23 protein-coding genes are annotated in these 26381 nt (G+C 62.9%); 12 read left to right on the forward strand and 11 right to left on the reverse strand.

Features of this window, described 5'->3' with window-relative positions:
* The first annotated feature begins 12 nt into the window (after positions 1-12).
* Positions 13-1251 (forward strand): MFS transporter, encoded by a 1239-nt coding sequence (locus tag ACIQWO_RS21780; protein WP_402828805.1) that lies wholly within the window; start codon positions 13-15, stop codon positions 1249-1251.
* Between the two features lie 83 nt (positions 1252-1334).
* On the opposite strand, the gene ACIQWO_RS21785 is transcribed toward ACIQWO_RS21780, so the two are convergent.
* Both ACIQWO_RS21785 and ACIQWO_RS21790 read right to left on the reverse strand, forming a co-directional pair.
* A complete protein-coding gene (locus tag ACIQWO_RS21785) occupies positions 1335-2195 on the reverse strand; it encodes an arylamine N-acetyltransferase (protein ID WP_402828807.1) in 861 nt (286 codons plus the stop codon).
* A gap of 15 nt (positions 2196-2210) precedes the next feature.
* Entirely contained in the window at positions 2211-2747 is a 537-nt protein-coding gene (locus ACIQWO_RS21790; RefSeq protein WP_402828808.1) for a glyoxalase superfamily protein, read from the reverse strand.
* A gap of 332 nt (positions 2748-3079) precedes the next feature.
* Between ACIQWO_RS21790 and zapE the strand changes: the two genes are divergently transcribed.
* Complete coding sequence (gene zapE / locus ACIQWO_RS21795; RefSeq protein WP_402828810.1) at positions 3080-4126, forward strand: cell division protein ZapE; 1047 nt, start codon at positions 3080-3082, stop codon at positions 4124-4126.
* Here the strand turns inward: zapE and ACIQWO_RS21800 are convergent.
* The 3 genes from ACIQWO_RS21800 to ACIQWO_RS21810 all read right to left on the reverse strand — a co-directional run bounded on the left by ACIQWO_RS21800 (position 4110) and on the right by ACIQWO_RS21810 (position 5658).
* A complete protein-coding gene (locus ACIQWO_RS21800) occupies positions 4110-4304 on the reverse strand; it encodes a helix-turn-helix transcriptional regulator (RefSeq protein WP_402828812.1) in 195 nt (64 codons plus the stop codon). The two genes, zapE and ACIQWO_RS21800, sit on opposite strands and share 17 nt — an antisense overlap.
* Positions 4301-4675 carry a hypothetical protein gene (locus ACIQWO_RS21805; RefSeq protein ID WP_402828814.1) on the reverse strand — a complete coding sequence of 125 codons (375 nt, stop codon included), beginning with the start codon at positions 4673-4675 and terminating at the stop codon, positions 4301-4303. The genes ACIQWO_RS21800 and ACIQWO_RS21805 overlap by 4 nt, the downstream gene beginning before the upstream one ends.
* An 89-nt stretch (positions 4676-4764) precedes the next feature.
* Entirely contained in the window at positions 4765-5658 is an 894-nt protein-coding gene (locus ACIQWO_RS21810; protein ID WP_402828816.1) for a LysR family transcriptional regulator, read from the reverse strand.
* 121 nt (positions 5659-5779) lie between these two features.
* Here ACIQWO_RS21810 and ACIQWO_RS21815 point away from each other — a divergent pair, with 121 nt between their 5' ends.
* Both ACIQWO_RS21815 and ACIQWO_RS21820 read left to right on the forward strand, forming a co-directional pair.
* Positions 5780-6556, forward strand: a complete 777-nt coding sequence (locus ACIQWO_RS21815) for an NAD(P)H-dependent oxidoreductase (protein WP_402828818.1) — start codon at positions 5780-5782, stop codon at positions 6554-6556.
* A gap of 146 nt (positions 6557-6702) precedes the next feature.
* The gene (locus ACIQWO_RS21820; RefSeq protein WP_402828820.1) at positions 6703-7329 is read left to right on the forward strand and encodes a LysE family translocator; all 627 of its coding nucleotides are present in this window, start codon (positions 6703-6705) and stop codon (positions 7327-7329) included.
* A 92-nt stretch (positions 7330-7421) separates the two neighbouring features.
* Here the strand turns inward: ACIQWO_RS21820 and aceE are convergent, their stop codons facing one another.
* Positions 7422-10106, reverse strand: coding sequence for a pyruvate dehydrogenase (acetyl-transferring), homodimeric type (aceE, locus tag ACIQWO_RS21825; protein ID WP_402828822.1), 2685 nt, complete (start codon positions 10104-10106; stop codon positions 7422-7424).
* Positions 10107-10276: 170 nt separating this feature from the next.
* On the opposite strand from aceE, the gene ACIQWO_RS21830 reads away from it, so the two are divergent.
* Positions 10277-10738 (forward strand): MarR family winged helix-turn-helix transcriptional regulator, encoded by a 462-nt coding sequence (locus ACIQWO_RS21830; RefSeq protein ID WP_402828824.1) that lies wholly within the window; start codon positions 10277-10279, stop codon positions 10736-10738.
* Positions 10739-10756: 18 nt separating this feature from the next.
* Here ACIQWO_RS21830 and ACIQWO_RS21835 read toward each other — a convergent pair whose 3' ends face one another.
* On the reverse strand, positions 10757-11983 hold the full coding sequence (locus ACIQWO_RS21835; RefSeq protein WP_402828826.1) for a transketolase-like TK C-terminal-containing protein: 1227 nt from the start codon (positions 11981-11983) through the stop codon (positions 10757-10759).
* A gap of 102 nt (positions 11984-12085) precedes the next feature.
* Here ACIQWO_RS21835 and ACIQWO_RS21840 point away from each other — a divergent pair, with 102 nt between their 5' ends.
* The 4 genes from ACIQWO_RS21840 (at position 12086) to ACIQWO_RS21855 (ending at position 17026) form a co-directional block, all read left to right on the forward strand.
* Positions 12086-12754, forward strand: coding sequence for a glutathione S-transferase family protein (locus ACIQWO_RS21840; protein ID WP_402828828.1), 669 nt, complete (start codon positions 12086-12088; stop codon positions 12752-12754).
* A 13-nt stretch (positions 12755-12767) separates the two neighbouring features.
* Positions 12768-13094: a DMT family transporter gene (locus tag ACIQWO_RS21845; protein ID WP_402829200.1), complete on the forward strand. Its 327-nt coding sequence runs from the start codon at positions 12768-12770 to the stop codon at positions 13092-13094.
* A 104-nt stretch (positions 13095-13198) separates the two neighbouring features.
* Positions 13199-13813: a pyridoxamine 5'-phosphate oxidase family protein gene (locus tag ACIQWO_RS21850; RefSeq protein WP_402828830.1), complete on the forward strand. Its 615-nt coding sequence runs from the start codon at positions 13199-13201 to the stop codon at positions 13811-13813.
* 192 nt (positions 13814-14005) lie between these two features.
* On the forward strand, positions 14006-17026 hold the full coding sequence (locus ACIQWO_RS21855; protein ID WP_402828832.1) for an autotransporter outer membrane beta-barrel domain-containing protein: 3021 nt from the start codon (positions 14006-14008) through the stop codon (positions 17024-17026).
* 60 nt (positions 17027-17086) lie between these two features.
* Here the strand turns inward: ACIQWO_RS21855 and ACIQWO_RS21860 are convergent, their stop codons facing one another.
* Positions 17087-18574, reverse strand: a complete 1488-nt coding sequence (locus tag ACIQWO_RS21860; protein WP_402828834.1) for an MmgE/PrpD family protein — start codon at positions 18572-18574, stop codon at positions 17087-17089.
* Between the two features lie 139 nt (positions 18575-18713).
* Between ACIQWO_RS21860 and ACIQWO_RS21865 the strand changes: the two genes are divergently transcribed.
* Positions 18714-19646, forward strand: coding sequence for a LysR family transcriptional regulator (locus ACIQWO_RS21865; RefSeq protein ID WP_402828836.1), 933 nt, complete (start codon positions 18714-18716; stop codon positions 19644-19646).
* Here ACIQWO_RS21865 and ACIQWO_RS21870 read toward each other — a convergent pair.
* On the reverse strand, positions 19610-20443 hold the full coding sequence (locus tag ACIQWO_RS21870; protein ID WP_402828838.1) for an AraC family transcriptional regulator: 834 nt from the start codon (positions 20441-20443) through the stop codon (positions 19610-19612). The two genes, ACIQWO_RS21865 and ACIQWO_RS21870, sit on opposite strands and share 37 nt — an antisense overlap.
* 229 nt (positions 20444-20672) lie before the next feature.
* Here ACIQWO_RS21870 and ACIQWO_RS21875 point away from each other — a divergent pair, with 229 nt between their 5' ends.
* Positions 20673-22907 (forward strand): TonB-dependent siderophore receptor, encoded by a 2235-nt coding sequence (locus ACIQWO_RS21875; RefSeq protein WP_402828840.1) that lies wholly within the window; start codon positions 20673-20675, stop codon positions 22905-22907.
* A 218-nt stretch (positions 22908-23125) separates the two neighbouring features.
* Positions 23126-23251 (forward strand): hypothetical protein, encoded by a 126-nt coding sequence (locus ACIQWO_RS21880; RefSeq protein WP_402828842.1) that lies wholly within the window; start codon positions 23126-23128, stop codon positions 23249-23251.
* A gap of 62 nt (positions 23252-23313) precedes the next feature.
* Here ACIQWO_RS21880 and ACIQWO_RS21885 read toward each other — a convergent pair whose 3' ends face one another.
* Both ACIQWO_RS21885 and ggt read right to left on the reverse strand, forming a co-directional pair.
* The gene (locus ACIQWO_RS21885) at positions 23314-24141 is read right to left on the reverse strand and encodes a hypothetical protein (protein WP_402828844.1); all 828 of its coding nucleotides are present in this window, start codon (positions 24139-24141) and stop codon (positions 23314-23316) included.
* A gap of 218 nt (positions 24142-24359) precedes the next feature.
* The gene (ggt, locus tag ACIQWO_RS21890; protein WP_402829202.1) at positions 24360-26033 is read right to left on the reverse strand and encodes a gamma-glutamyltransferase; all 1674 of its coding nucleotides are present in this window, start codon (positions 26031-26033) and stop codon (positions 24360-24362) included.
* Positions 26034-26381: the final 348 nt, after the last annotated feature.

Here is a 26381-nt window from a genome sequence, read left to right on the forward strand (position 1 = left end):
GAGCCTCACCCCATGAGTTCCGCTCAGATTTCGAACACCCCCGACGCGAGCCGTGCCACACCCCGGCCGCAGCCGGAGCTGTCCGCACGCCTGATTCTGTTGCTGGCGACGGGCACGGGCCTGACCGTCGCCTCGCTGTACTACGCGCAACCGATGCTCGGCATCATGACCGACGACATCCACGCGGCCAACACGACCGTGGGCTGGGTGCCGACGCTTACCCAACTCGGCTACGCCCTTGGGATTCTGCTGCTCGTGCCGATGGGCGACATCATCGACCGTCGCCGCATCGTGCTGATCAAGGGCGCGATTCTGACGCTTGCGTTGCTGCTGGCAGCCTTCGCCCCGGGCATCGGTACCTTGCTCGTCGCGAGTCTCGCTATCGGTCTGACGGCGACGATGGCGCAGGACATCGTGCCAGCGGCCGCCACCCTCGCCCCCGAATCGATCCGGGGACGCGTCGTCGGCACCGTCATGACCGGCCTGCTGCTCGGGATTTTGCTGTCCCGCGTGGTGTCGGGCTTCGTCGCGCAGAATTTCGGATGGCGGGCGATGTACGTGGTCGCAGCCATCAGCGTGGCGGGTTTCGGCGTCGTGGCGTGGCGCAGCCTGCCGTCGTTCCATCCGACGACGCAGATGTCCTATCGTCAACTGATCGGTTCGGTCGCGAGTCTGTGGCGTCGTCACCCGGCGCTGCGCCGGGCGGCCTTCGCACAGGGCTTGCTCTCGGTCGGCTTCAGCGCGTTCTGGTCGACGCTGGCCGTGATGCTGCACGAAGCGCCGTTCCATCTGGGCGCGGCAGCGGCCGGTGCGTTCGGTCTGGCCGGTGCCGCCGGTGCACTCGGCGCACCGATTGCCGGTCGTATCGCAGACAAGAAGGGCCCGCAGATCGTGACGCGTCTGGGCGCAGCCCTTGTGGCCGTCTCGTTTGCCGCGATGCTGTTTGCTCCGCTGCTGAGCCCGCATGCGCAACTGTGGCTGATCGGTCTGGGCGCCATCGGCTTCGACCTCGGTGTGCAGGTCGCCCTGATTTCGCATCAGACCATCGTGTACGGGATCGAGCCCCCTGCCCGCAGCCGTCTGAACGCTGTGCTGTTCGTCTGCGTGTTCATCGGCATGTCGCTCGGTTCGGTGCTCGGCTCGCAAGCGCTGGCGCATTGGGGCTGGACGGGCGTCTCATCGCTCGCCATGCTCTCCGCCCTCGGTGCGCTGGCCGTGCGGATGTGGCCGGGTACGACGTCGGCACATTGATGCACGCATAACGAGGGATGCATGGAAAAAGGGCCTTGCAGACGGTCGGTCTGCAAGGCCCTTTTTCTTTGTGCTTCGACTGTTCAGCGCACGATTGTTTTGGCGGCACCCGCGAGCGCACGCGCGAACAACTCGTCGGTGTCGACATCGGCCAGATTAAGACCGAAGCGTCCGGCCAGCGCGTCGACGAGCTGCGACGCCGAATCGATCTTCGTCTCGGCGATCACGTCGCCCGTCGCACTGCGCTCGACAAGCTTGGTGTCGAGCAACGCGAGGCGTCCCTGCGGCAACACGCGGCACGCCATGAGGTGATTCGTGAAGATCGAGTCCGGCGCGCTCGACGTGTACCAGTTCCCGAGCTTGTAATCGATCCACTCGGCGGGACGCGGCGTGAAGCAATACGTCGGCAGCCATGTCTGCGCCGACTTCACGCTCAAACGATATTCGCCGACGGTATGACCGTCGCCCGTCGGCACGGGCGTCAGATTGAAGGTTTCGAGCGGCGTGGCCTGCTCGCCCGACGCATTCAGGCGCAACGGCGCCGTCAGCGTGACCGAGCCGAAGCCCACATCCGCCAACCATGATTCGCCGTCGAGTTCGACGCGCAGCATCATGTGCGTGAGCGGCGCTTCCGCGTCGAAGGTGCGGCCCCAGCAGACTCGTCCGATCAGCGGCGTGACGTCGAACCCGAGATACTTGAGCGCACTCGCAAACAGTGCGTTCTGTTCGAAGCAGTAACCGCCGCGTTCGCCGTCGACCAGCTTGGCGACGACCGACGGCAGATCGACATTCACCGCTTTGCCGCGCATCGGATCGATGTTCTCGAAGGGAATCGCAAGCGGATGCAGCGAATGCACCGTGCGCAGCACGTCGAGCGTGGCTTCGCGGGGGCCGGTATAACCGATGCGCTGGAAATAGCGCGCTGGATCGAAATCTTGGGACATACCGGCCTTCCTCTGTCAGTCGTTCGATTCGCAGAAGCGAATGCGGTTATTGAATGGGTCCGTCACCGTCATCTGCTTGCCCCAGTCGAGTGCTTCGATGCCGGGATTCATATTGGGATAACGCTTGCCCGACAAGTCGCGCTGATAGGCTTCGACACCGCGCATGAAGACGAACGTCGTCGCCCCCGGGCTGGCATCGCCGAAGTGACCGGACAGGTGCAGCGTCATGCCCGCACGCGAGACCTGGCAGTACAGCGGCAGACCGTCGGCAAAGCGATGTTTCCAATCGATCTTGAAGCCGAGAAAGTCGACGTAGAATTCGCGCGCTTTCGCTTCGTCGAAGATCCGGTGAATCGGCGCGACGGTGTCGAACACGATGCCGTCGCTGACCGCAGCGGCGTTCACTTTGGCGGCGAGCACGTTCCAGTCCGCAAAGCCGAATTGTGCGGCGACGGATTCCAGTGCTTGTGCGTGGGAGATGTCGATGCCCTCGCGCGCGAGACGTTCGCGCAGGGACTTGGCCATGATTTTGGCGTCGAGATAGGTTCGCATGTTGGCCATCCTTGATAGCGTTCAATGGCGACGCATTCGATCAGTGCTCGCGTTGCTGATGCGCGTCGCCCGGAGAACGGGACGGACATGCGATGCCTGCGATGCTTTCACCGTCCCCGTTTCGGGTGCGAGCGGCAGGCAGCATCGGCCGTGCGGCAATTCTAGCAGCAATCGCAGGCCGCCGAAGACCACCGCCGGGGCGATGCCGAAATGCGATGGCGGCGCACGGAATTCCGTATTGGCCTGCCGTGCGGCGCGCCGGTATAGTGGCGCTCGTCGGCCGAGCGCGTGATCCCCATGCGTCGGCCTCAGCCTTCCGGAGTCCTGCGTCCATGATCGACGCCGCGCGTATCACGCAAGCGCTGGCCGAGCGCCACATCACCCCCGACCTTCGTCAACGCGATGCCATCGCCGTGCTCGCGAACCTCTCGCGACCGGGCGCACCCCGTGGAACGGCGACGCATGACGGCGTCTATTGCTACGGTCTGCCCGGACGCGGCAAAAGCCTCGTCGTGGATACCGCCTTCGCCGTCGCCGATGGCGAGAAGCGCCGCGTGCACTTTCACGAATTCCTGCGCGATATCCATCGTCAACTCGTGCGCGAGCCGAAGTGCGACGACCGGCTCGCGGCCGTGGCCAATCGCTGGCTGGATGGCGTTGAACTGCTGTGCTTCGACGAATTCCACGTCCACGACATTGCCGACGCCTTCCTCATCGGACGCTTTCTCGACATTGCGCTCGCACGCGGCGTGCGGCTGGTGCTGACGTCGAACTACGCCCCCGCCCAGTTGTTGCCCGACCCCGAGTTTCACGAGCGCTTCGAGCCGACCATCGCGGTGATTCTTCAGCGCTTCGCCATCGTGCATTTCGACGGCGCGACCGATTACCGGATGGGGGGCGACGCGGCGTCGATGCCGCGCTGGCTTGCGCCGCTGGCAGCTGCGCATGAGGTCCTGCCCGCGTGTTACGAAGCGCTGGAGGGTCGCCCGGCAAGCGCCCCGTCAAGCGTCACGGTGGCCGGTCGCGCCCTGGCGGTGCGCAGCGCAGGCGAGCGCGTGGTGTGGGCCGACTTCGAGGCGCTGTGCGTGGCCCACCGCTCGCATCTGGACTACCTCGGTCTGGCTGAACAGTGGCAGGCGCTGATCGTCGACGAACTGCACGTCGAGCAGTTGCGTCGCCCGGACACGCTGCAACGCTTTCTCTGGCTCGTCGACATTTGCTACGACCGTCAGCGAACGCTGCTGATCGCGTCCGATGCGCCGCTGATCCCTGCACTCGATGCGTTGAGCGACTGGCGCGATCTGTCGCGCACGATCAGCCGTCTGGCGGAGATGGGGTCGCGCGACTACGAGCGACGCACGCTCATGCGTCCTCGCTGAAGATTTCCTCGATGCGCAGACCGAACACACGCGCAATGGCGAACGCCAGCGGCAGGCTCGGGTCGTAGCGCTCGTTCTCGATGGCGTTGACCGTCTGGCGCGATACGCCCAGCGCCGTGCCCAGATCGCTCTGCGACCAGCCGCGCGCCAGACGCAGCGTCTTGACCTCGTTCTTCATCGATAGCGACGTCCGCAAAAGAAACCAGAGACCACCCACAGCGTGCACATCAGCGGCCAGACGATAAAGAGCGATAGCTTCGGAAAGCCCACGCCCTCGAGGAAACCGTAACTGAACGTGATCAGCCCCGTGCCCGCGAACGACACCGAAAACGCTTCGAGTTGAATGCGCCGCTGCAATTCGTCCATACGACGCAGATTACGCACGATGGCCCAGCACATCGCAATACCCGGCAGCATCGGCAACAGGGCGATCGCCGCCTTCGCCGCCATCGCCAATTCCGGCAGTGCCTGCAACACGCGAATCGATCCCGCCAAAACCAACATATAGGCGAGCAGCGCACCGCCCATCTCTTTCACATAACGCGTCATCGTCCATCCTTATGTAAAGCGTGCTTTACACGATAGACGAAACGACACAACGTGTAAAGCTTACTTTACACACCACCTCGCGAAGGAGGTCACACCACACTCGCGATGGTTTCCCGAAGCCAGCGATGCGCCGGGTCGCGGTGCACGCGCTCATGCCAGTACATCGAAATCTCGAAGCCGGGCAGATCGATGGGCGGCGCCATGAGTTGCAGCGCGGGATCGTCGCGCACAAGACGCTCCGGGGCCATAGCGACGAGATCGGTGCTTGCGAGTGCTGCGCGCAGGAACAGGAAGTGCGGCACCGAGAAGACGACACGTCGCGACAGGCCCATCGCGGCCAGCGCGTCGTCGGTGCTGGCATGAAAACCGCCACCGTCCTGCGAAACGATGCTGTGATCGAGTTCGCAGAACTGCTTGAGTGTCGGGCGACGCTTCAATTTCGGATGCCCCCGCCGTCCCACCAGCACATAACGCTCAGTGAAGAGCGCCTTGCGACGCAGGCCGTCCGGCGCATTCTCCGTCGTGTGAAAGACGATGTCGATGTTGCCCTGCTCCGCCTGACGCGACAGCCGTGAAGGGACCAGGTCGTAGACCGCCAGCCGCGTCTTCGGCGCTTGCGTCCGCAGTTGCTGCATGAGCGGCAGGACAATCGTCGATTCGGTGTAATCGGTCGCGGTAATGCGCCACGTCCGATCAGCATTCGCCGGTTCGAACGGTGCCGCCGGAGCGACGGCCCGCGTGAGTGATTCGAGCGCTTCGCGCAAGGGTTCGCGCAGCGACTCCGCCCGCGCGGTCGGTCGCATGCCGCGCGGCCCCGGCAGCAGCAGCGGGTCTTCCAGCACCTCGCGCAGCTTCGCGAGATGCACGCTCACCGCTGGCTGGGAGATGTGCAACCGTTCGGCCGCACGTGTGACGTTCAGCTCAGCCAACAGTACGTCGAGCGTGACGAGCAGATTCAGATCAAGACGCCGCAAATTAACCATCGTTATACCTGCTATATCAGGAATTCATTTCCAATATACCGCGTGCGTTACTAAGCTGCATTCATCCCCATCGGAATGAAGCGATGGCATTGAATACGCCGCAAGGCCACGGAGTCTGAAAATGAATGTCCTGATCGTCTACGCCCATCCCCAACCGCGCTCGCTCAACGGTGCGCTGCGCGACTTCGCTGCTCAGCATCTGGAAGCGGCGGGGCATCACGTGCAAGTCTCGGATTTGTACGCGATGCAATGGAAGACCACTATCGACGAGTCCGACGCGCCGCAACGCGATCCGGCTGAACCGTTTCACGCGTCGCTCGACTCGAAGCAGGCATTCCTCGATGGCACACAGCGCGCCGACATCGCCCGCGAGCAGGAGAAGCTTCGCTGGGCCGATACGGTAATCTTCCAGTTCCCGCTGTGGTGGTTCTCCATGCCCGCGATCATGAAGGGCTGGTTCGATCGCGTGTACGCGTATGGCTTCGCCTATGGCGTGGGCGAACATTCGAGCGCGCACTGGGGCGACCGCTACGGCGAAGGTTCGCTGTCAGGCAAACGCGCGATGCTCGTGGTGACGACTGGTGGCTGGGACTCGCATTACAGCGCGCGCGGCATCAACGGCCCTATCGACGACGTTCTGTTCCCGATTCAGCACGGCATGCTGTTCTATCCCGGCTTCGACGTACTGCCGCCGTTCGTGACGTTCCGTTCGTCGCGGGTCGACGCCGAGGCGTTCGCCACGATCACGCGCGATTTCGGCAAGCGTCTCGACACGCTCGCGACGACAGCGCCGATCCCTTATCGTCGCCAGAATTACGGGGACTACGAGATTCCGGCGCTTACGCTTCGGGACGATATTGCGACAGACAGAACGGGATACGCCGCGCACATCGCCTGACGGCCATATTGGGAAACACGGGCGCCAAACGGGAATAGGCAAATGCCTTGTGCCACGGGCGTTTGAGCGCGGTTCGCGCAGGCCGCTTGCCGCCCGAAGCGCGATCTGCAAGACTGGCGTCTCCGTTCCGTTACCGACGCCGCCTCATGCAACTCTCCACGCTTGCGATATACGCCACCGCCGCGCTGATCGGCGGCCTGATCCCCGGTCCGACGACACTGCTCGCCCTTGCCAACGGCATCTCAGGGAACTGGCGTGTGGTGCTCGTTGGGATGTGCGGTGCGGCGCTGTCCGACCTGCTGGTCGTGGCGGCGGTGGGCGCAGGGCTCGGTGCGGTGCTGATGGCGTCGGCGACGCTCTTCGCCACCGTCAAGTGGGTCGGCGTGGCGTATCTCGTCTGGCTCGCGATTCAACTCTGGCGCAGCCATCCGCAAGACTTGAGTCAGGTGCGGATCAAGTCCGATCTGAGTGCGGGACGCGTCTTCCTGCGCAGCTTCGGCGTCGGACTGACCAACCCCAAGATCCTGCTGTTCTTTTCGGCATTTCTGCCGCAATTCGTGGACACGTCGATGCCGCTCGCGCCGCAGTACGCCGTACTGGCAGTGGTCTCCGCAGGCGTCGACATTCTGGTGATGACGCTTTACGCGACCGGCGGCGTGCAGGCCGCACGTCTGATGACGGCACACGGTCTCAAGCGTCTGAATCGCGTTTGCGCCGTCGTCATGTTCTCGCTCGCGGGTGGTCTGGCGTTGTATCGCAAGACGGGCAACTGACGGCCAAACGTTCAGGTGAAGCGCGACACGCCCCCGCACCGCGCTTCACCGTCCCGCTTCTAGCTCGCTTCTAGCCTCTCTCTACTTCCCCGTCAAACCGTTGCCGGGTCGAGCTTCTCCGGATCGATACCGTACTTGCGAATCGCCTCGGCGACACGCTCACGCGGCACACGTCCCTCGTCGGCCAGCGCACCAAGCGCCGCCAGCACGATGAAGTGACGATCCACCTCGAAGTACGTGCGCAACGATTCGCGCGTATCCGAGCAGCCGAAGCCATCCGTGCCGAGCGTGACGAAACGACGGTCATGCACGAACGGACGAATCTGGTCGCCGACGATCTTCATGTAATCCGTCGCGACCACGACCGGCCCCTTGCGATCCGCAAGACATTGCTGGACGTACGGCACACGCGGCGTCTGGTCCGGATGCAGCAGATTCCAGCGCTCGACGGCCAGCCCCTCACGACGCACTTCCGTCAGACTCGTCGCACTCCAGATATCGCTCTGCACGCCGAAGTCGTCGCGCAGCAATTCGCTCGCCGCCATGACCTCACGCAAGATCGCGCCGCTGCCCATGAGTTGTACGCGCGGGGCATCGGCCTTTGCTTCGCCCTCATCACCATTACGTAGCATGTACAGCCCCTTGAGAATGCCCGCCTCCGCACCTTCGGGCATGGCCGGGTGCGCGTAATTCTCGTTAAGCAGCGTGACGTAGTAGTAGACGTCCTGATCGTCGACGTACATCCGCTTCATACCGTCTTGCAGAATCACGGCGAGTTCGTACTGGAACGTGGGGTCGTACGCGACACAGTTCGGGATGACGGACGCGAGCACGTGGCTGTGACCGTCGTCGTGTTGCAGGCCTTCGCCCATGAGCGTCGTGCGCCCGGACGTCGCCCCGAGCATGAAGCCGCGTGTGCGGGCGTCGCCAGCGGCCCAGGCGAGATCGCCCACGCGTTGCAGGCCGAACATCGAATAGAAGATGTAGAACGGAATCGTGGCGAAGCCGTGCGTGCTGTACGACGTGCCCGCCGCGATCCACGACGCCATCGCCCCCGACTCGTTGATGCCCTCCTGCAGAATCTGACCGTCGAGCGCTTCCTTGTAGTAGCTCAGCTGTCCGGCGTCCTGCGGCGTGTAGCGCTGTCCCTGGAACGAGTGAATGCCGATCTGGCGGAACAGCGGCTCCATGCCGAACGTGCGCGATTCGTCGGGCACGATAGGAATCACGCGCTTGCCGATCTCCTTGTCCTTGAGCAACGTCGTGAGGATGCGCACGAACGCCATCGTCGTCGACATCTCGCGCTCGCCCGAATCCTTGAGCTGTGCGGCGAAGGTGCTTAGCGGCGGGATGGCAAGCGGCGCGCGCAAACCGAAGCGCGCAGGCTGATGACCGCCCATCGTGGCACGACGCGCCGCGAAGTATCGACCTTCGGGACTATCGGGCTCGGGACGCAAATACGGCATCTCGGCGAGTTGCTCGTCGCTCACCGGCAGATCGAAGCGGTCGCGGAAAGCGCGTACCGCGTCGGCGCTCATCTTCTTCAACTGGTGGTTGACGTTCTGCCCCTCGCCCGCTTCGCCCATGCCGAAGCCCTTTACGGTCTTGGCGAGGATGACGCTCGGACGTCCCTCCGTCTTCATCGCTTGCGCGTAGGCGGCGTGGACCTTCAGCGCGTCGTGACCGCCGCGCGCGAGTTGCCAGATCTCGTCGTCGCTCAGATGCGCGACCATCGCCAGCAACTCCGGTGAGGTGCCAAAGAAGTGCTCGCGCACATAGGCACCGTTCTGCGACTTGAACGTTTGATAATCGCCATCGACGCACGCCATCATCCGCTCGCGCAGCAAGCCGTGAACGTCGTTTTGCAGGAGCGCGTCCCAGCCACTGCCCCACACCACTTTGATGACGTTCCACCCCGCCGCCCGGAACGTGCCTTCCAGTTCCTGAATGACCTTGCCGTTACCGCGCACGGGGCCATCGAGCCGTTGCAGGTTGCAGTTCACGACGAAGACGAGATTGTCGAGACGCTCGCGTCCGCCCAGCGAGATCGCAGCGAGCGATTCCGGCTGATCCATCTCGCCGTCGCCAAGGAACGCCCAGACTTTGCGGCCCTGATGCTGCTTCAGCCCACGGTATTCGAGATAGCGCATGAAGCGCGCCTGATATGCGGCAGTAATTGGGCCGAGGCCCATCGACACCGTCGGGAACTGCCAGAAGTCGGGCATCAGACGCGGATGCGGGTACGACGAGATGCCGCTGCGCCCCGCTTCACGACGGTAGTTATCGAGCTGCGCCTGCGTGATGCGGCCTTCGACATAAGCGCGTGCGTAGATGCCCGGCGCGGAATGGCCCTGCACGTAGATCATGTCGCCGTCGAACGTATCGGTGCGGCCACGGAAGAAGTGATCGAAACCGACGTCGTACAGCACCGCCGCCGACTGATACGTCGCAATGTGGCCACCCACGTTCGAATGCTTGCCCGCGCGCAGCACCATCACCATCGCGTTCCAGCGGATGAAAGCGTTCAGTCGGCGCTCGATGGCGAGGTCGCCCGGGTACGCCGGTTGGCGCGACGTCGGGATCGTGTTGACGTAGTCGGTCGTCACCCGGGTATGGAAGTCGCCGTGCTGCGCGAAGTCCCATGCGGCAAGACGGTCGATCAGGAAGTGAGCGCGCGAGCGACCTTCAACGGTGGTGACGCCTTCGAGCGCATCGAGCCATTCGCGCGTTTCCTGGATATCGGTGTCGGCACCCGCCGCCACTGGCAATTGAGTCATGACATGTCTCCTTGAGATCACGAACCACAGTACGGATCGCGACGGGGGCTCGCGATAGAGATTACGACAGCAATAGCGCAGCATGGATTGCATTTGCAATCGTCGTGTTGGCCATTCTAGCCATGTACAATTGCATCTGCAACTCACATGTGACATCAACAAGGACATTCATGAGCACGCCTGACCCCGATCTTTGGTTCTCCTTCGTGCGCGCGCACCGCACGATGATTCGCGAGATCGAGCGCCGTCTGGCGCAGGCCGACCTGCCCGCCTACGCCTGGTACGACACGCTGTGGGGGTTGGAAAGCGGCCCTCAAGGCACGCGGCGCATGCACGAACTGGCCGACGTGCTCGCCATCGAGCGCTACAACCTCACGCGCCTGATCGACCGTCTGGAGCAGGAAGGACTCGTGACGCGCATGCGCGATCCGGACGACGGGCGTGCGGCCTACGCGACCATCACCGACAAGGGACGCAGCCTTCGCAAGAAGATGTGGAAGGTCTACCAATCCACCGTGGCGGAGTTGTTCCTCAACCAGTTTCGCGAGAAGGACGTCGCGCCGATGGCCGAAGCGCTGGATCGTGCGAGTACGGCAGCGAAGGCGTTTCTGTCGGAAACCAAGACGCGATAGGACATTCCGTCCACGCCGTCAGACCACACCGTAACGACGCGTGGCGTCTGCGATGCGAGAGCGCGGCAACGTGCCCTCGTCCACCAGCAGACGCAGCGCGTTGAGTACGATCCATCGCACACCAGGGGCGTCGCCGGTGCCTAAACGCTCGCCGCTGTCGTCTGTCGCTGCCCCGATGTCGGTGTCGTCGCTGCCCAGCGCCGCAAAGCGTGCGGGCACGAACGCGCCGATCTGATGGGCGATGTGGCGGGCGTAGCCGGTGACGGCGAGTACCGGTGCACTGCTGTCACCAAGACATTGCACGAGATGCGGCACATCTGCGGCTTCGTCCGGGCGCTGCAACGCCATGCGCTCGGATTCCCCTGCCTCGCGCGCCAGACGCGTGTAGCTCGGGCAACTCCACACCTCACACGCCACGCCCCAGTCGAGTTGCAGCCAGCGCGCGGCCTCCAGCACGTTCGCTAACGCCCTGCCCGCCCCGCACAGTCGAATGACGTACGGCGGATTCGTGTCAGGTAACGTGCGCAGTCGGTACATCCCTTTGAAAGCGTCGCGCGCATCGGTGCGAGTGAGTGCGCGCGAAGGCGCGTGGGGCACTTCATGCGCGCTCAGATAGCAAAAACCGGATTCACCGCGCACGTACAGCGCGTCAAGCGCCGCGCACAGCAACGCCTTCAGCTCCTGCGCCGACGCCGGGTCATACGGCAACCACTCGGTCTGTGCCGCGAGCCACATCGGCAATTCCGGGCGAACGCGCTTGAACCGGTCCGGCGACCAGATGGTGGCGTCGTTGAGGAAAATGCCACGCCGTCCCGCTCCGGCGTCCTGATCGTCTTTCAGTCCCGCCGCTTCGATACCGGCGCTCAACACGCCGCGCAACGTCGGTGAATGCAGCAGGTACAGCAGCGGACGTTCGCGTGCCGGGGCCGAGCGAAACCACGTGACGATGGCGCTCGCGAGCGGCACGGGTTTGCTGCTTCGCTTGCGCTTCGATGCCGGATCGCGGGGCGGGGATGGTGCAATCTCCGCATCCGAATCGACGATCCAGACCTTGTCGGACGTCTCGCCCTCCGACAGCGCATGCGTCAGCGACGCGAGCGCGCCGGACGGCGACACCGGCGTCTGCCCCGCACTGCGCACGGCGCGCAGCTTGCCGATGCAGGCAAGCGCCGCCTGCCGCGTGACCTCGTCTGGCGCGCTCCGCCCTTTCACTGCAGCACGGCCCCGGCTCACCCATTCCCTCATGGCATTCCTCACATCTTGTGATTCGTCGTGGAAACACATACGATTGCAATTGCAATCATTGTATTTGCAATCGTAGATCAAGACAACGTCCCGAGGAATGCCATGAACGCCAAGAATTCCATCCATCCGCCGCTCACCTTCTACACCGCCAACACGCCCAACGGCCTGAAGGTCAGTCTGTATCTGCACGAAGCCGGACTGGCCCATCAGCAGGTGAACGTCGATCTCTCTGCGGGCGAGCAGAAGCAACCCGCATTTTTGTCGCTCAATCCGAACGGCAAGATTCCGGTGATCGTCGACCACGAACGCGATCTGACGGTGTTCGAGTCGGGCGCGATCCTGACCTATCTCGCGACCAAGACCGGCGTGCTGCAACCGATGACGCAAGCGAAGGCGATTGCCGTCAATCAGTGGCTGCACTTTCAGATCGGTGGCATCGGCCCGATGCTGGGTCAACTCTGGTGGTTCCTGCACGGCTCGAAGACACGTAACGCCGAGGCCATCGAGCGCTATCGCAAGGAGTCGCTGCGGCTGATCGGGGTCGTGGACACGAGGCTGGCCAGATCGGCCTATCTCGCGACGGACGAGTATTCGATTGCCGACATCGCCGCCTTCGCGTGGCTGCGCACGTACTACGAACTGGACCTCGACCTGACGCCGTTCCCCGATGTGCGGCAATGGCTGACGGACATCGAGGCGCGTCCGGCCGTGCAAAAGGCGATTGCGGCCAATCGCGGCGCGTCCGAGACAACCGAGGCGCAGGAGGCCTGACACGATGAACGCGATGGCCTGGATCTACCTGTTGCTCGCGGCGGCACTGGAAATCGCGATGGGGCTCGCGCTGAAGCTCAATCAGGGCTGGACGCGCGTGCTGCCGAGTGCGGTCGCCATTGCCGCCGCGCTCGCGAGCATCTACCTGCTGGCGCTGGCGTTGCGCGCGTTGCCCGTCGGCACGGCCTATGCCATCTGGACCGGCATCGGGACGGTTGGACTGGTGGCCGTCGGCATCTTCTGTTTCGGCGAATCGCTGACGTGGAGCCGTGTCGGCTTTCTGACGCTGGCCATCGTGGGCATTGCGGGACTACGGTTCTCCGCAGGCGATGCCGCCTGATGTGGGCCTGACGTGCGGATGTGCGCAATGACTGCCTTACGCGCGTCAACGTCACCCTCTATACTGCCCGCTGCAACCGACATCTGAAGTGATGAGGCAATGACATGAATCACGATGTGAGCACTGTCGAACAGCTCGAAGCGATCTACGGCGAGCCGGGCGAACGCGCGATCTGGAAGGAACTGACGTACCTCAACGAGGACTATCAGGCGTTCGTGAAAGCCTGCCCGTTCGTCGTGCTGGCGTCCGTCAGCGAGGAAGGCACGGACTGCTCGCCCAAGGGCGACCCGGCCGGTTTCGTCCAGATTCTCGACGAACGCACGCTCGCCGTGCCAGACCGTCCCGGCAACAATCGCATCGACAATCTGCGCAACATCATTGCCGATCCGCGCGTGTCGCTGCTGTTCCTCATCCCCGGCATCGGCGAGACGTTGCGTGTGAACGGCCGTGCGCGCATTTCGGTCGACCCCGACCTGCTCGCGCGCTTCGATGTGAACGGCAAACTGCCCAAAACCGTAATCGTCGTGTCGATCGATCGCGTGTATTTCCATTGCGCGAAAGCCATCGTCCGCTCCCACCTGTGGGATCAGGCGACGCAGATCGCTCGCGAATGTCTGCCGAGCACCGGCGCGATGCATCGCCGTCTGAGCGGCGGTCATTTCGACGCAGAGACTTACGACCGCGATCTCCAGAAGAATACCGTCGCCGGTTTGTATTGACGGATGAAACGTCAGGCCGTGCAAGCGCTTCGCCACCGATGCGCTTCGCGGTCCGTATCGTTAGGTGACCTTAGGTCATCGGTGCGTTGCACGTCCCGAATTCCCGAACTTTCACTTCATTTCATCAGTTCGTCATGACTCCGTCCAATACTCCGGGACTTCGACCAAGTTCCAAAGAGGACATCGGAGTCTATGAAACCCATCGCCATTCTGGCAGGCGTCATCGCGCTTTTCGCCGAGCAGCACGCCCTCGCCGCCAACTTCCAGATCAATAACGGGCAAACGCTCACCGCCGGGCAGACGTTGTCGAGCGGCCAAACCGGCACGATCAACAGCGGCGGCACGTTGCAGGTCAGCGGCGGTACCGTGGGCATTACGGCCACCGGCAACGCCACCATCGTCAACAACGGCACGATCAATATGACGGGCACCGGCCGGGCCATTCGCGACAACACGGGTGTGTCGCTAACGGTCACGAACGGTGTCGGCGCGAGCATGACGACGTTCGACGCCGACGTCATCCAGATGAACAAGTCGAACGGCAGCATCGTCTTCAACAACTACGGCACGCTGACGTCGACCAACAATTCCGGCTCCGGCAATCAGGCCATCGACTTCAACGCCATCACGACCGGCACCAACGTTCTCAACAACTTTGCGGGCGGTGTCATTCAGGCGAACGAAGCCGACGCGGTGCGCCCCGGTGTGAATGGCGTGGTCAACAACGCGGGCATCATTCGCTCGACCGTGAACCCCGGCAGCACGAGCAGCAGCGACGGCGTCGACGCGCAGGCCAACAGCGGCATCACCGTCAACAACACGGGTAGCGGCCTGATTCAGGGGGCACGCCACGGCATTACGGGCGGCGCCGATGCGACGACCGACGGCACGTTCACGCTGAGCGTCAACAACGCTGCCGGTGCCACGATTCAGGGCATGAACGGCTCCGGCATCAACATCGACGGCTTCAACGCCAAGGAAGTCGTCACCATCGTCAACGCGGGCACGATCATCGGGAATGGCGTGACGGGCGATGGCGACGGCGTAGATGTCGACGGCGTCGTCAACATCACCAACACGGGCACGATTCGCGGCGCGCGCGCCAACAACGACGTCAGCGAAGGCGTCACCGTGGGCGGCGGCACCATCGTCAACAGCGGCACCATTGTCGGCGAGAACACGCCGGGCGCTATCGGTCGCGGTATCACGCTCGCAGGCGTCGACAAAGACCCCGTCACCAAAGCGCCCATTCCGGTGCAGGGCATCTACACGAACACCACTATCGTCAACAGCGGCCTCATCCGTGGGCAGAGCGACTCGGCGATTGCCGTGACCGGCGCGCGCAACGCCTTCACCGTGACCGTCATCAACCAGGCCAGCGGTGTGCTCGAAGGCGGCGGTGCCACAGCAGCGGTCGTGAATACCGGCGCGAACGATGCGACGGTCATCAACTACGGCACGATCACGGCCGATCAAAGCGGCAAAGCCGTGGATCTCGGCAGCGGCAACAGCAATCTCCAGATTCTGGGCGGCGCGGCGGTCGTGAATGGCGACGTGTCCGGCGGCACCGGCACCAGCACGCTGACCATCACACCGGGCGCGGGCAACGCGTTCAACTACAACGGTGCGATTTCCAACTTCTCGGCAGTCTCGCTCGGCGCGGGCACGATTACGCTCAACGGTGCGAGCACTTACGCGGGCGCAACGTCGATTGCCAGCGGTGCGACGGTCCTCGTCGGCGACGCCGCACATCGCAGCGCGACGCTGGGCAGTGGCATGACGAGCGTCGCCTCCGGTGCGACGCTCGGCGGCTACGGCGGCGTACTCGGCAGCGTGACGAACGCGGGCATCATCGCGGTGGGCAGCACATCGCTGGGTGCTACGCCGGGCGTACTCGGCACGTTCACCATCGCAGGCGATTACGTCGGTAACAACGGCACGGCGCTGTTCGGTGCGACGGTCGCGCCGGATGGCTCGACTGCATCGGACAAGCTCGTCATCAACGGGAATGCGAGCGGCACGACGCTGCTCAAGCTAACGGTCTCGGGTACGGGTGTGCCGACGTCGGGCGCGGGCATTCAGCTGGTGCAAGTCAACGGCACGGCCTCGGATGGGGCCTTCAAGCTGGCGGCACCGATTCAGGCAGGCGCGTATCAGTACCTACTTCGCAAGGTCGGCCCGGTGGGCGGCGATCCGAGCTGGTACTTGTCGACGTCGTACGCCTCGGGCCAGACCGCGTATCGTGCCGCCGCCGTGGGCTACGCGATGACGCCGCAACTGAACGCCGACTTCGGTTACACGATGCTGGGCCGCTTGCAGGAGCGCATGGGTAGTGTGCGCGGTGTGAGCGTGCCGGGTGAGGATGCATCGAACGGCGTGTGGGGACGTTTGTACGGCAAGACGATGGACACCACGCTGTCCGGCCGCTTCGGTGCGGACGAACGCATGTTCGCGGCGCAGTTCGGCCGTGACTGGCGTCTGAATACGGATGCCTCAGGCATGGGCGGCAGCGCGCTCGTGGGGCTGACGGCAACGTTCGGTACGGCCTCGGCGTCGTTCTCCGACAGTGCCCGCACACAGGACCCGACGCTCTCCGCCGCGACCGGCACCGTCTCGATGCAGGCGCAATCGGTCGGAGCGTACTGGACGCGCATTCTGCCGCAAGGCGCCTTCATCGACGTCACCACGCAGTTCTCGCACTATCGCAACAAGTACAGCGACGTCGCTGGCGTAGGCGCGACGCAGAACGGCTTCGGTGCGGCATTGTCGGGTGAGGTCGGCCATCGCTTCTCGATTCTGGGATCGGGCTTCACCGTCGAGCCGCAAGTGCAGTTGGCGTATCAGTACCTGCATCTGAACGGCTTCAGCGACAGCGTGTCGTCTGTATCGGGTAATACGACGAATGCCCTGCGCGGTCGTGTGGGCGTCAAGTTCAATACGCCGGATCTGGGCAATGCGGTGGGCGTCGGTTCGGCGTCGCCATATCTGAGCGTCGACGTGGTCCACGACTTCCTGTCGCCGGGTGCGACCAACGTGGGCGGTGCGACGTTCGACAGCAGCCTCGCGAAGACGTGGTACGAACTCGGCGCAGGCGTTGAAGCGACGCTGGGTCGCACGTCCTCGCTGTACGCCGGTGTGAAGTACGCGCGCAACATGGGCGGCGACTATCGTCGCAACGTCTATGGGCAGGTCGGGTATCGCTATCGCTGGTGAGGCTGGTGATGCCAATGCGACGTGCCGGACGGCACGTCGCACCGTTCAACTTCGCTGCGCTTAGCTCTGCACAGAGCCGAGCGTGGCGATGTCGCCCGCGTTCTTCAGCGTCTCGACTTGCCAGCAAGCGTCCATCAGGCGACGCACTTGCGCATCGGGCAGGATACCGTTCACCAGGTCGAGGAACTTGGTCTCCAGTTGCTTATCCGTCATCGGCACTTCCAGACTGCCGATGGCGTGCTCGATGAACTTGTGCAGCTTGCGGCCGTCCTTGAGCGTGATGGTCATGTCGACCTGCTCCGGTTTGATCGACGGCACGACCGTCGCCGTCACCCGGTCACGCAGTGCGATGACCGCCGGGTCCTGCACCGCGCGGTCGCTGTACTGACGCTCGCCCGCAGCCCCCTCGATGATCGCCACAGCGACCGAGTGGTAGACGCTGAACTTGCCTTCCAGTCCGATACGCGGCGTCTTTTTGCCGGTCAGTTCGATGACGAGCGGGTTGACCTTCAGGTCGATGCTCGCGATCTGGTCGGCCGTCAGCTTGTACTCGTTGCGCAGTTGGATGGCCGCGTCGATAGCCGGGTGAATCACGATGCCGCATGCGAACGGCTTGTACGTGTTGAGCGCCGCCTCGTAGCGCTGCCCCAGACCTTCCGTGATCTCCCGGTAGTCCTGCTTCGTGCTGATGGCGTTCGCCCAGCCGCGCTTGGCTTCGATCATGCCGTCCGAACTCGTGAAGTCCTTCGCGGCGAGCAAGGCGGCGAAGAGTCCGTTGCTGGCGGCGCGTCCCGGATTGAAGCTCTTGTTCATCGAGCCGAACGACTCGCGCAACCCCACCGGCTGCGACGCCGCCAGACCCAGCGCCCAGACCATCTGCTGCTCGGTCAGCCCGAGTACCTTGCCTGCGGCCGCAGCCGCGCCGAATACACCGGCGGTGCCGGTGATGTGCCAGCCCACGTCGTAATGGTTCGGATAGACGGCGTTCCCGATGCGGCATTCCGTCTCCACGCCCAGCACCAGCGCGTTGAGGAACTCGCGACCCGAGATCGGGTGGTATTCGGACAACGCGAGCAAGGCCGACGTCACCGGACCGGCCGGGTGGATGATCGTCTTCAGATGCGTGTCGTCGTAATCGAAGATGTGGCTCGCCACACCGTTCAGGAACGCCGCGTTCATGATGTCGAAGCGTTCCTTGCGGCCGAGCAGATGCGCCTGCGCCGGACCTGAGAACGGCGTGAGCGCCGCAACGGCGCGGTCCACCGTCTCATGATGCGAGCCGCCGACGGCCACACCGATCCAGTTCAGCAACGTGCGCGTGCCTTCCTTGCGCACATTCGCAGGCAGATCTTCGTAACGTGCGTTGACGATATAGCGCGCGAGCGTGCGGGTGACGCCTTTGCCACTCTGCGTATTTTCAGCGGCGCTGGCGGCGGATGCTGCGCCGGGGGCGGGCGCGGCGATGCTGCGCTGAACCAGTCCTTGCGCTGCGGCCAGCGAGGCGAAAGCGCCAGCCTTCAGGGCCGAGCGTCGGGTAAAAGTGCTCATGTGTCGTTCCTCCGTGAAATCGTTGTGTGTGCTTTGGTGAATGGCTACCGGTTGCCCTGCGTTGGGGCAGCCCAAAATGATCGGCCATCTCGCAACGCATTAGAATCGCAAAAATCACAACCATTAGTGCACTGAACGCATGAATCTTGAACTGAGCGACCTGCGGGCCTTTGTGGCGATTGCGGAGCGGGGCAACTTTCGGGCGGCAGCGGAAGAAATTCACTTGTCGCAGTCGGCGCTCTCGCGTCGCATCGCCAAGATGGAAAGCACGCTGGGCGTGCGGCTGCTGGACCGCACGACCCGTCGCGTCGACCTGACGGCGTTCGGACGCGATTTCGCCCGCAAGGCGCGCGAGCTGCTGAACGATTTCGACGAAAGCCTGCGCGGCCTGACGGACGGTGCGACGCGTCTGGGCGGCGAAGTGACGCTCGCGTGCGTGCCGTCGGCTGTGCGTCACTTCCTGCCAGAGGTACTGCGTCAGTTTCACGAGACGTATCCGCGTGTGCTGATCCGCGTGATGGACACGGGGGCGAGCGACGTGCTGTCGAGTGTGGTGCGTGCCGAAGCGGATTTCGGGTTGAACTACCTCGGCGCGCAGGAGGACACGATTGAGTTCGAACCGATTCTGAAGGAGCCGTTTGTGCTCGCTTGCCGACATGAGCATCCGTTGGCCAAACGCACGGAAGTGAAGTGGTCCGAGCTGAAGGAATACGACTTCATGGCGGTGGCGAAAGCGAGCGGCAACCGGTTCGTGCTGGATCTGGCGCTCGCGGGCACGCCCGATCTGCCGCGCTCTTTCTGCGAAGTGCGGCATGTGATGAGCGTGGTGAGTCTGGTCGAAGCGGGCTTGGGGATTGCGGCGGTGCCGAGACTGGCGATGCCACCGGGCGAGCATCCGCTACTCACGAGCGTGCCGCTGGTGGAACCGGAAGTCACGCGAACCGTCGGGTTGATTCGTCGGCGGGGACTGGTGCTATCCAGCGCGGCTCAGCAGCTCTACGACACGATTCTTGGGTTCGCGGGCGGCGCGACGTCTCAAGCAGGGGCATTCCCTGCGACGAATCCTGCCTGATAGCGCTGCGGCGAGACGCCGAGGACACGACGGAACATGCTGGCGAAGGTCGCAGTATCCGCATAGCCGAGGGCCGACGCGACGTCGCCGGGCGCATCCCCGGTCGACAGACGGCACATCGCCTCGCACACCCGCATCTGCTCGCGCCATCGGGCAAAAGCGACACCGGTCTCGCGCTGGAATAGCCGCGATACGGTGCGCGAACTCGCCCCCAGACGGTCGGCCCACAGTTCCAGCGTGTCGTTGTTGTCGGGCGCAGCCAGCAGCGCCTCGCAGATCGTGCGCAGGCGCGAATGCGACGGCAACGGCAATCGCCAGTGCGTCTCGATCTCGCCCGGCCGTGCGGCCCGAAGCAGTCGGCCGATGAGATCCGCCAATACGCCGGGCACGCTGTCGGGGTCGTAGTGTTCCGGCGCCTGCGTCATGGACACGATGGCTTCACGCAGCAGCCCCGTCACCGGCAGCAACACGCCTTCCAGCCCGGCCTCGGGCGCTTCGTAACTGACGAGATAGACGGTGCGGAACTCCACGCGCCCCACCATCTCCAGTTCGTGTTCGACGCGCGGCATGACCAGCAACCCCACGGTCGGCGTGACGACCCATGAGGCTAACGGCGTGCGCACGCGAATCATGCCGGACGTGGCGTAGATGAGTTGCGCGCGCTGATGCGTATGAGCGGGCTCGCGCATGCCGTGGGCATAGTCGATCGCGTTGGCGATCACCGGCGGCAGCGCGCGACCTCCCGTCGCGGTCACTGGAATACGCTTCGTGTCCATCTCGTTAGTTGATTTCAGCAAATCCCTGTCGGCAGGACAAAATCTGTCGCAATCGAAACGATTGTTGTCGCCACACACTTCTGCGGCAACGATAAGATCGGGTCCCGTCGGCTAATCGTCGACGCCCCGCCCCGGCCCGATCCGGCGCGGCTCATAACTCATCCCCCCGCCAAACCCTCCGTACCCCGGCCGTTCAGACGCCAGGGACGACGCTTCACGCAAAAAGTTAATGATACGCATTTTTATTAACATGATAAACACACACGATTTCGTCACGCCTTCGTCCATTGATCCGGAATTCGGGTTGCCCAAGGGGTTGAAACGGCGGGGAAGCTGGTTGAGGCGGGCACCGCTGGGGCTGCCGTTCGCATTGGCAGCGATGACTGGCGTAGCGCATGCGCAAGCTCAGGGAGAGGTGCAGGGACAGGAAAGCGGTCTTCAACCGGCGGTGGCCCTTCCGGTGCAGGAGGTGCGCGCCGGTCGTGAGGAGTCGCCCACAGGACGGACCGACGGTGTAGTCGCCAAACGCAGCCTGTCGGCGACCAAGACCGACGCACCGCTCGTGCGCGTGCCGCAGTCGGTTTCGGTCGTCACGCGCGATCAGATGGATGCGCAGGGCGCGACCACCATCGATCAGGCGTTGCGTTACACGCCGGGGGTGTCGTCGCAGGACGCGACCGACTTCCGGTTCGATCAGTTGCGCGGTCGCGGGTTTTCGTACGACACGTATCTTGACGGGCTGATCCTTCAGCCTAATGCGTTCTACGCGAACCCTCGCATCGATCCGTACTTCCTGGAGCGCATCGAAGTGCTGCGCGGACCGGCGTCAGTGCTTTATGGCGCGGGCAGCCCGGCGGGCATCGTCAACATGATCTCGAAGATGCCCAGCGAGGAGCCGGTGCACGAGTTGATGCTGCAATTCGGCAGTCACAGCCGTTTCGAAGCGGGCTTCGACATGGGCGGCAAGGTCACCGACGACGGCACGATTCTGTATCGCGTGACGGGCCTCGCCCGTGACGCCGACTCGCAGGTCAACGGCATCAAGGATCAGCGTCTGGCGATTGCGCCGAGCGTGACGTTCCGCCCGTCGCGCGATACGTCGCTCACGCTGTTCGCCACCTATCAACGGGATCCGGCGGGCGGTCTGTTCAATTCGTTGCCGGTGAGCGGTGTGGCCAGCGGGAATCCGAACGGCAAGATCGATCCGGGGACTTACGTCGGCAATCCGGATGCAGATTATTTCCGTCGCACGCAATACTCGTTCGGGTACAAGTTTGAGCACGCGTTCAACGACACCTTCAAGTTCCGCTCGAACGCGCGCTACCTGCACGACGACATCGACTATCACCAGTCGTTCTTCCTGAACTATCTGACCGGTTCGACGACGACCGTGTCGATGAACGCTTTCCTCGACCGCGAACATCTGAGTCAATTCGCGTGGGACAACCAGCTCGAAGGCAAGCTGTCGACGGGTCCGGTGCAGCACACCGTGCTGGTCGGCCTCGACTATCAGCGTCTGCTGAGCGGCACGAGCAGCGGAACAGGGCCAGTCGGCACGCTCAACGTGTTTGCCCCGAATTACAGCTCGCTCGGCCGGATCTCCACGACGAACAAGCGCGTCGATACTTCCACCGACCAGTTCGGCGTTTATTTGCAAGACCAGATCCAGTACGGCGGCTGGACGGCGTTGCTCGGCCTGCGTCAGGACTGGACGTCGATGAATGTGCAGACGCAGACGACCACTGCGGCCAACATCCAGAATCAAAGCCCGCATGCGTTTACGTGGCGAGGTGGGCTGTCGTATCTGTTCGACACAGGCATCGCGCCGTACTTCAGTTACGCGAAGTCGTTCCAGCCGACGGCGGGCGTCGACTATCTCAATCAGGCGCTCAAGCCCACGACGGGTGAACAGTACGAAATCGGGATCAAGTACCAGCCGAAGTCGTACAACGCGCTGTACACGCTGTCGTTCTACAACCTGACGCAACAGAACGTGAGCACTGCGGACCCGGCGCACACCGGTTCAATCGTTCAGACGGGCGAGGTACGCTCACGCGGCGTGGAGTTGGAAGCACGTTTGCAATTGACGGACTCGCTGAGCGCGATCGGGTCGTACACGTATCTGAACCAGACGGTGATGAAGACGAACACGGCGTCGCAGTTGGGCAAGCGCCCGACGATGATGCCGCGCTATCTGAGTTCGCTGTGGCTTGACTACACGCTGCATGGCGGCCCGCTGCGCGGACTGGGCTTCGGTGCGGGGGTGCGTCTGATCGGACCGTCGGCGGGCGATGCGCAGAATACGTTCGACGTCCCGGCCGTCGCACTCGTGGACGCCGCCGTGCATTACGACACGGGCAACTGGACGTTTGCGATCAACGGCAGCAACTTGTTCAACCGGAAATATGCGGCGTACTGCTCAGGCGGGGCGTGCTATTACGGATCGACGACGTCGGTGATCGGGACGGCGAAGTATCGTTGGTAATTCGTTCGTAAGTCGTTGGCAAAAGGGTGAGGTGGCGAACGACCGACGCAGGGACTTTAAACGCACGTTACGTATTCGCGTGCTAGGATTAGCTTCCAGCAGTCGGAGTTCGCCACATGCCAACGCAGTTGCATAAACAGTACCGCCAGCGAACATACATGATTCGCGTAGCACCGAACGGGGTCTCGGGATGGAGAGCTGTCGCGTCGATAGGTCACATGGAGCACGGCGTGTTCTTCACGGACTTCTCGAAAATCACCGGGTTATCAGGTCACTCACCGGATGACGCGTGGGTAAGAGCCGAAGCGCAGGTGCTCGCGTTCATCGACAAGATTGAGGGGTGAGGTTTGGGGTGAGTTGGCCCGTTGGTCCATCACCCCATCTCGCAGTCCCGAATCGTAGCCGACTACTTGCTCGCTACGATACTGTCCGGCACGTTGAGTACTGCGTGAACGTGATCGTCTCCACGGTGGTTCAGCAGATCCTGAAGGTTCTGCTGCCAGTTGCGATCTTGTCGCACGGTACTGCCATCCTGCTTTGCGAGTTCGACGCCCACCCAGGCAGGCACGACCTGCTTATCCCTGACATACCACCGGAACACTTCGCTCGCACCGGCGACGCCGCCGTAGGTCTTGTCGATTTGCGCAAGCGCGTCCTTCTCCTGCTGCTCGAATCGAGCACGCTCCTGCTGCACCCCGGCCTGTCCGCCTCGCGCATCGCTGAGCGCCCGTTGAGCGCGATTGACCGCAGATTGTGCAGCCTCCAATGCGCTGTCGCGGTTGACGATGGACTGCTTGAGCGCCTCCGGCGTATTCGGCATCGGGCCCGAGCCATTGGCCTGCAATTCCGAGAGTTGACGCTGAGCGTCCGCGAGTTGCTTCTCCAGAGCCTCAGGATCCCGCTGACGGAGGGTCTCGGCGGATTGATCGAGGCCGTTGTAGTAGCCCTGGAAATCACGCTGCGTATCGAGGATCTTCTGCTGACGGAATGCAGCCAGCAGCGGCGCACCGTTTTTCAACTCGCAACGGTATTCCACGACGGTTCGGTTCGTATCGTCCTTGAAGGTGCTCCAGCTATCCTTATCGCACGAGGACCGGCTCGACAGCGCGCTTTCGTAGGTGTGCGTCGAATCCTGCGGAACGGCGGCAGACTTAACCGTATCGATTTCCGAGTGACCGCAACCGGCCAACGCTGCGCTCAGGAATGCTGCCGACGCAAGCGTTGTGACTTTCATGTTCATCATCAGCGAAAAAGTAAAGAATGTTGGCAGGCGAAATTTATCGAGTCTCGCTTGTCGGATGAGGACAGCGTTGCAGGCAAGATAACGCGGACTTGATCTGCAAATAACGGCAGAAAATCAGGAAATCTTGATAGGTCCGCGTGGAGAGTCCCACGAAATACTTCGCAGTGATACGCGCCAAACCGCAGTTCGAAGTCCGGCGCGCGTCGAGCTCAGTAACCTGCCGCTAATCCGTCGCCGCGCGGATCGGCTGCGCCTTGCAGCACACCCGAGGCCTGATCGATCAGGATTGCCCCCGCGTGGCCCATCGTATCGGTGAAGGGTTCAACGACCTTGACGGGGTGGCCTCGCTGCTTCAGTGCCTCCGAGACTGCCGCTGGCACACGCGATTCGATCTTGAGATCGTTCGACGACACGCCCCAGGTCCGGCCGTACAACCAGCGCGGCGCATGGATCGCGGCCTGCGGCGAGAGGCCGAAATCGACGACGCGTGTGACGATGGCCGCCTGCGTCTGCGGTTGCCCCTCGCCGCCCATCGTTCCGTGGACCAGATACGGTTTGCCGTCCTTCATCAGCATGGCGGGGTTGAGCGTATGGAAGGTGCGCTTGTGCGGGGCGAGGTGATTGATGTGGCTCGGGTCGAGCGAGAAGAACGAGCCGCGATTTTGCAGGAGAATGCCGGTTCCCTTCGGCACGATGCCGGAGCCGAAGTCGTAATAGATGCTCTGGATCAGCGAGACGGCGTTTCCGTCACCATCGACGACACCGAACCAGACGGTATCGCCCTTCGGGTCCATCGGCCTGACCGCATTGTTGGCGCGGTGCATGTCGATACGCGCGGCCTGCGCTGTACCGTGCTTGACGGATAGCAGGTCGGCTAGCGGAATATCGAAGAAGTCCGGATCGGCCAGATATTTGTCACGGTCTGCGAAGGCCTGCTTGGTCGCCTCCACGAGGAGATGATAGTAATCGGCCGAGCCTTCGCCCAACGCCTTCACATCGAATCGATTCAGGATGTTCAGAATTTCGAGTGAGGCAAACCCTTGTGTATTCGGTGGAAAATTGTAGGCGTCGAAACCACGGTACTTCACCGAGATCGGTTTCACCCAATCGGCGCGATGACGGGCGAAATCCTCACGCCTGAGCAATCCGCCATTGGCCTGCAGGTCCTTGACGATCTTCTCGGCAACCTCGCCCTTGTAGAACACCTGCGCACCTTGCTCGGCAATCTGCGTGAGCGTGTTCGCCAGTTCCGGCTGAATGAGGCGCTCTCCTGATCGGTAGGGCGTGCCGTCGGGTTTCAGGAAGATTTGCCGGAAGCCATCGAACTGTTGAAGGTTGCGGAACACCTTATCGGTGGTGTCGACGTTGATCGCCGACCACTTTGCCAGCGACGGCGTGACGATGAAACCGTCTTTGGAGTAATGGATGGCGTCTCGTAGCAGGTCGGGCCACGGAAGGCTTCGTCCCATGCTGGCGTGGGCGTATCGATAGGCCTCATCCCATCCGGAGACAACGCCGGGCACGGTATTGACCGACAGATAGCCGCGTGGCGGGATCGAAGTCAGGCCCTTGTCTTTGTAGAACTGAATGGTGGCGCGTTCACCGGCTCGGCCGCTGGCGTTCAGTGCGCGAAGCTCGTGGGTTCTGGCGTTGTAGATGAGCCAGAAGTTGTCGCCGCCGATGGTGTTCATCTGGGGGTAGACGACGGCGATGGTGGACGCGACGGCAATCGCCGCATCGACGGCATTCCCGCCTTGCTGAAGCACCTTCAGTCCGGCTTGCGTCGCCAGATAGTTCGACGATGTGACCATGCCGCCGGTGGCCATCGGGTTCGCGCATTGCGCGACGGTTTCGCAATACGGGCTATGCGAGTCTGCCGACATCGCGCCAAAGGACAGTGTCGCCAATCCGGTTGCGGCCACCCATCGCGTGTATAGAGAAATGCCATTCATCTACGTCTCCCTTTATCTATCTCGTTTAACTAACCATCTCCTTTTGAATTACGAGTTAGATATATCCGATAAAAAACATCGGTGAATCCGCAGTGCTACGTGCGATCGGTACGCAAAAATACTGATCGCAACCGCATATGAGGGAAGGGAATGATTGGGCGCTGCGTTCGGAAATCAGGATGTTGCATCGTTCGGACATCGATTCTTTATCATCTGAATTACCGTTGACACGGCCTGATCGCGCCCCCTATCCTTTCCCGGCATTACATAGAATCATTA

This window comes from Pandoraea sp. NPDC090278 (assembly GCF_044772185.1).
Taxonomy (GTDB): domain Bacteria; phylum Pseudomonadota; class Gammaproteobacteria; order Burkholderiales; family Burkholderiaceae; genus Pandoraea.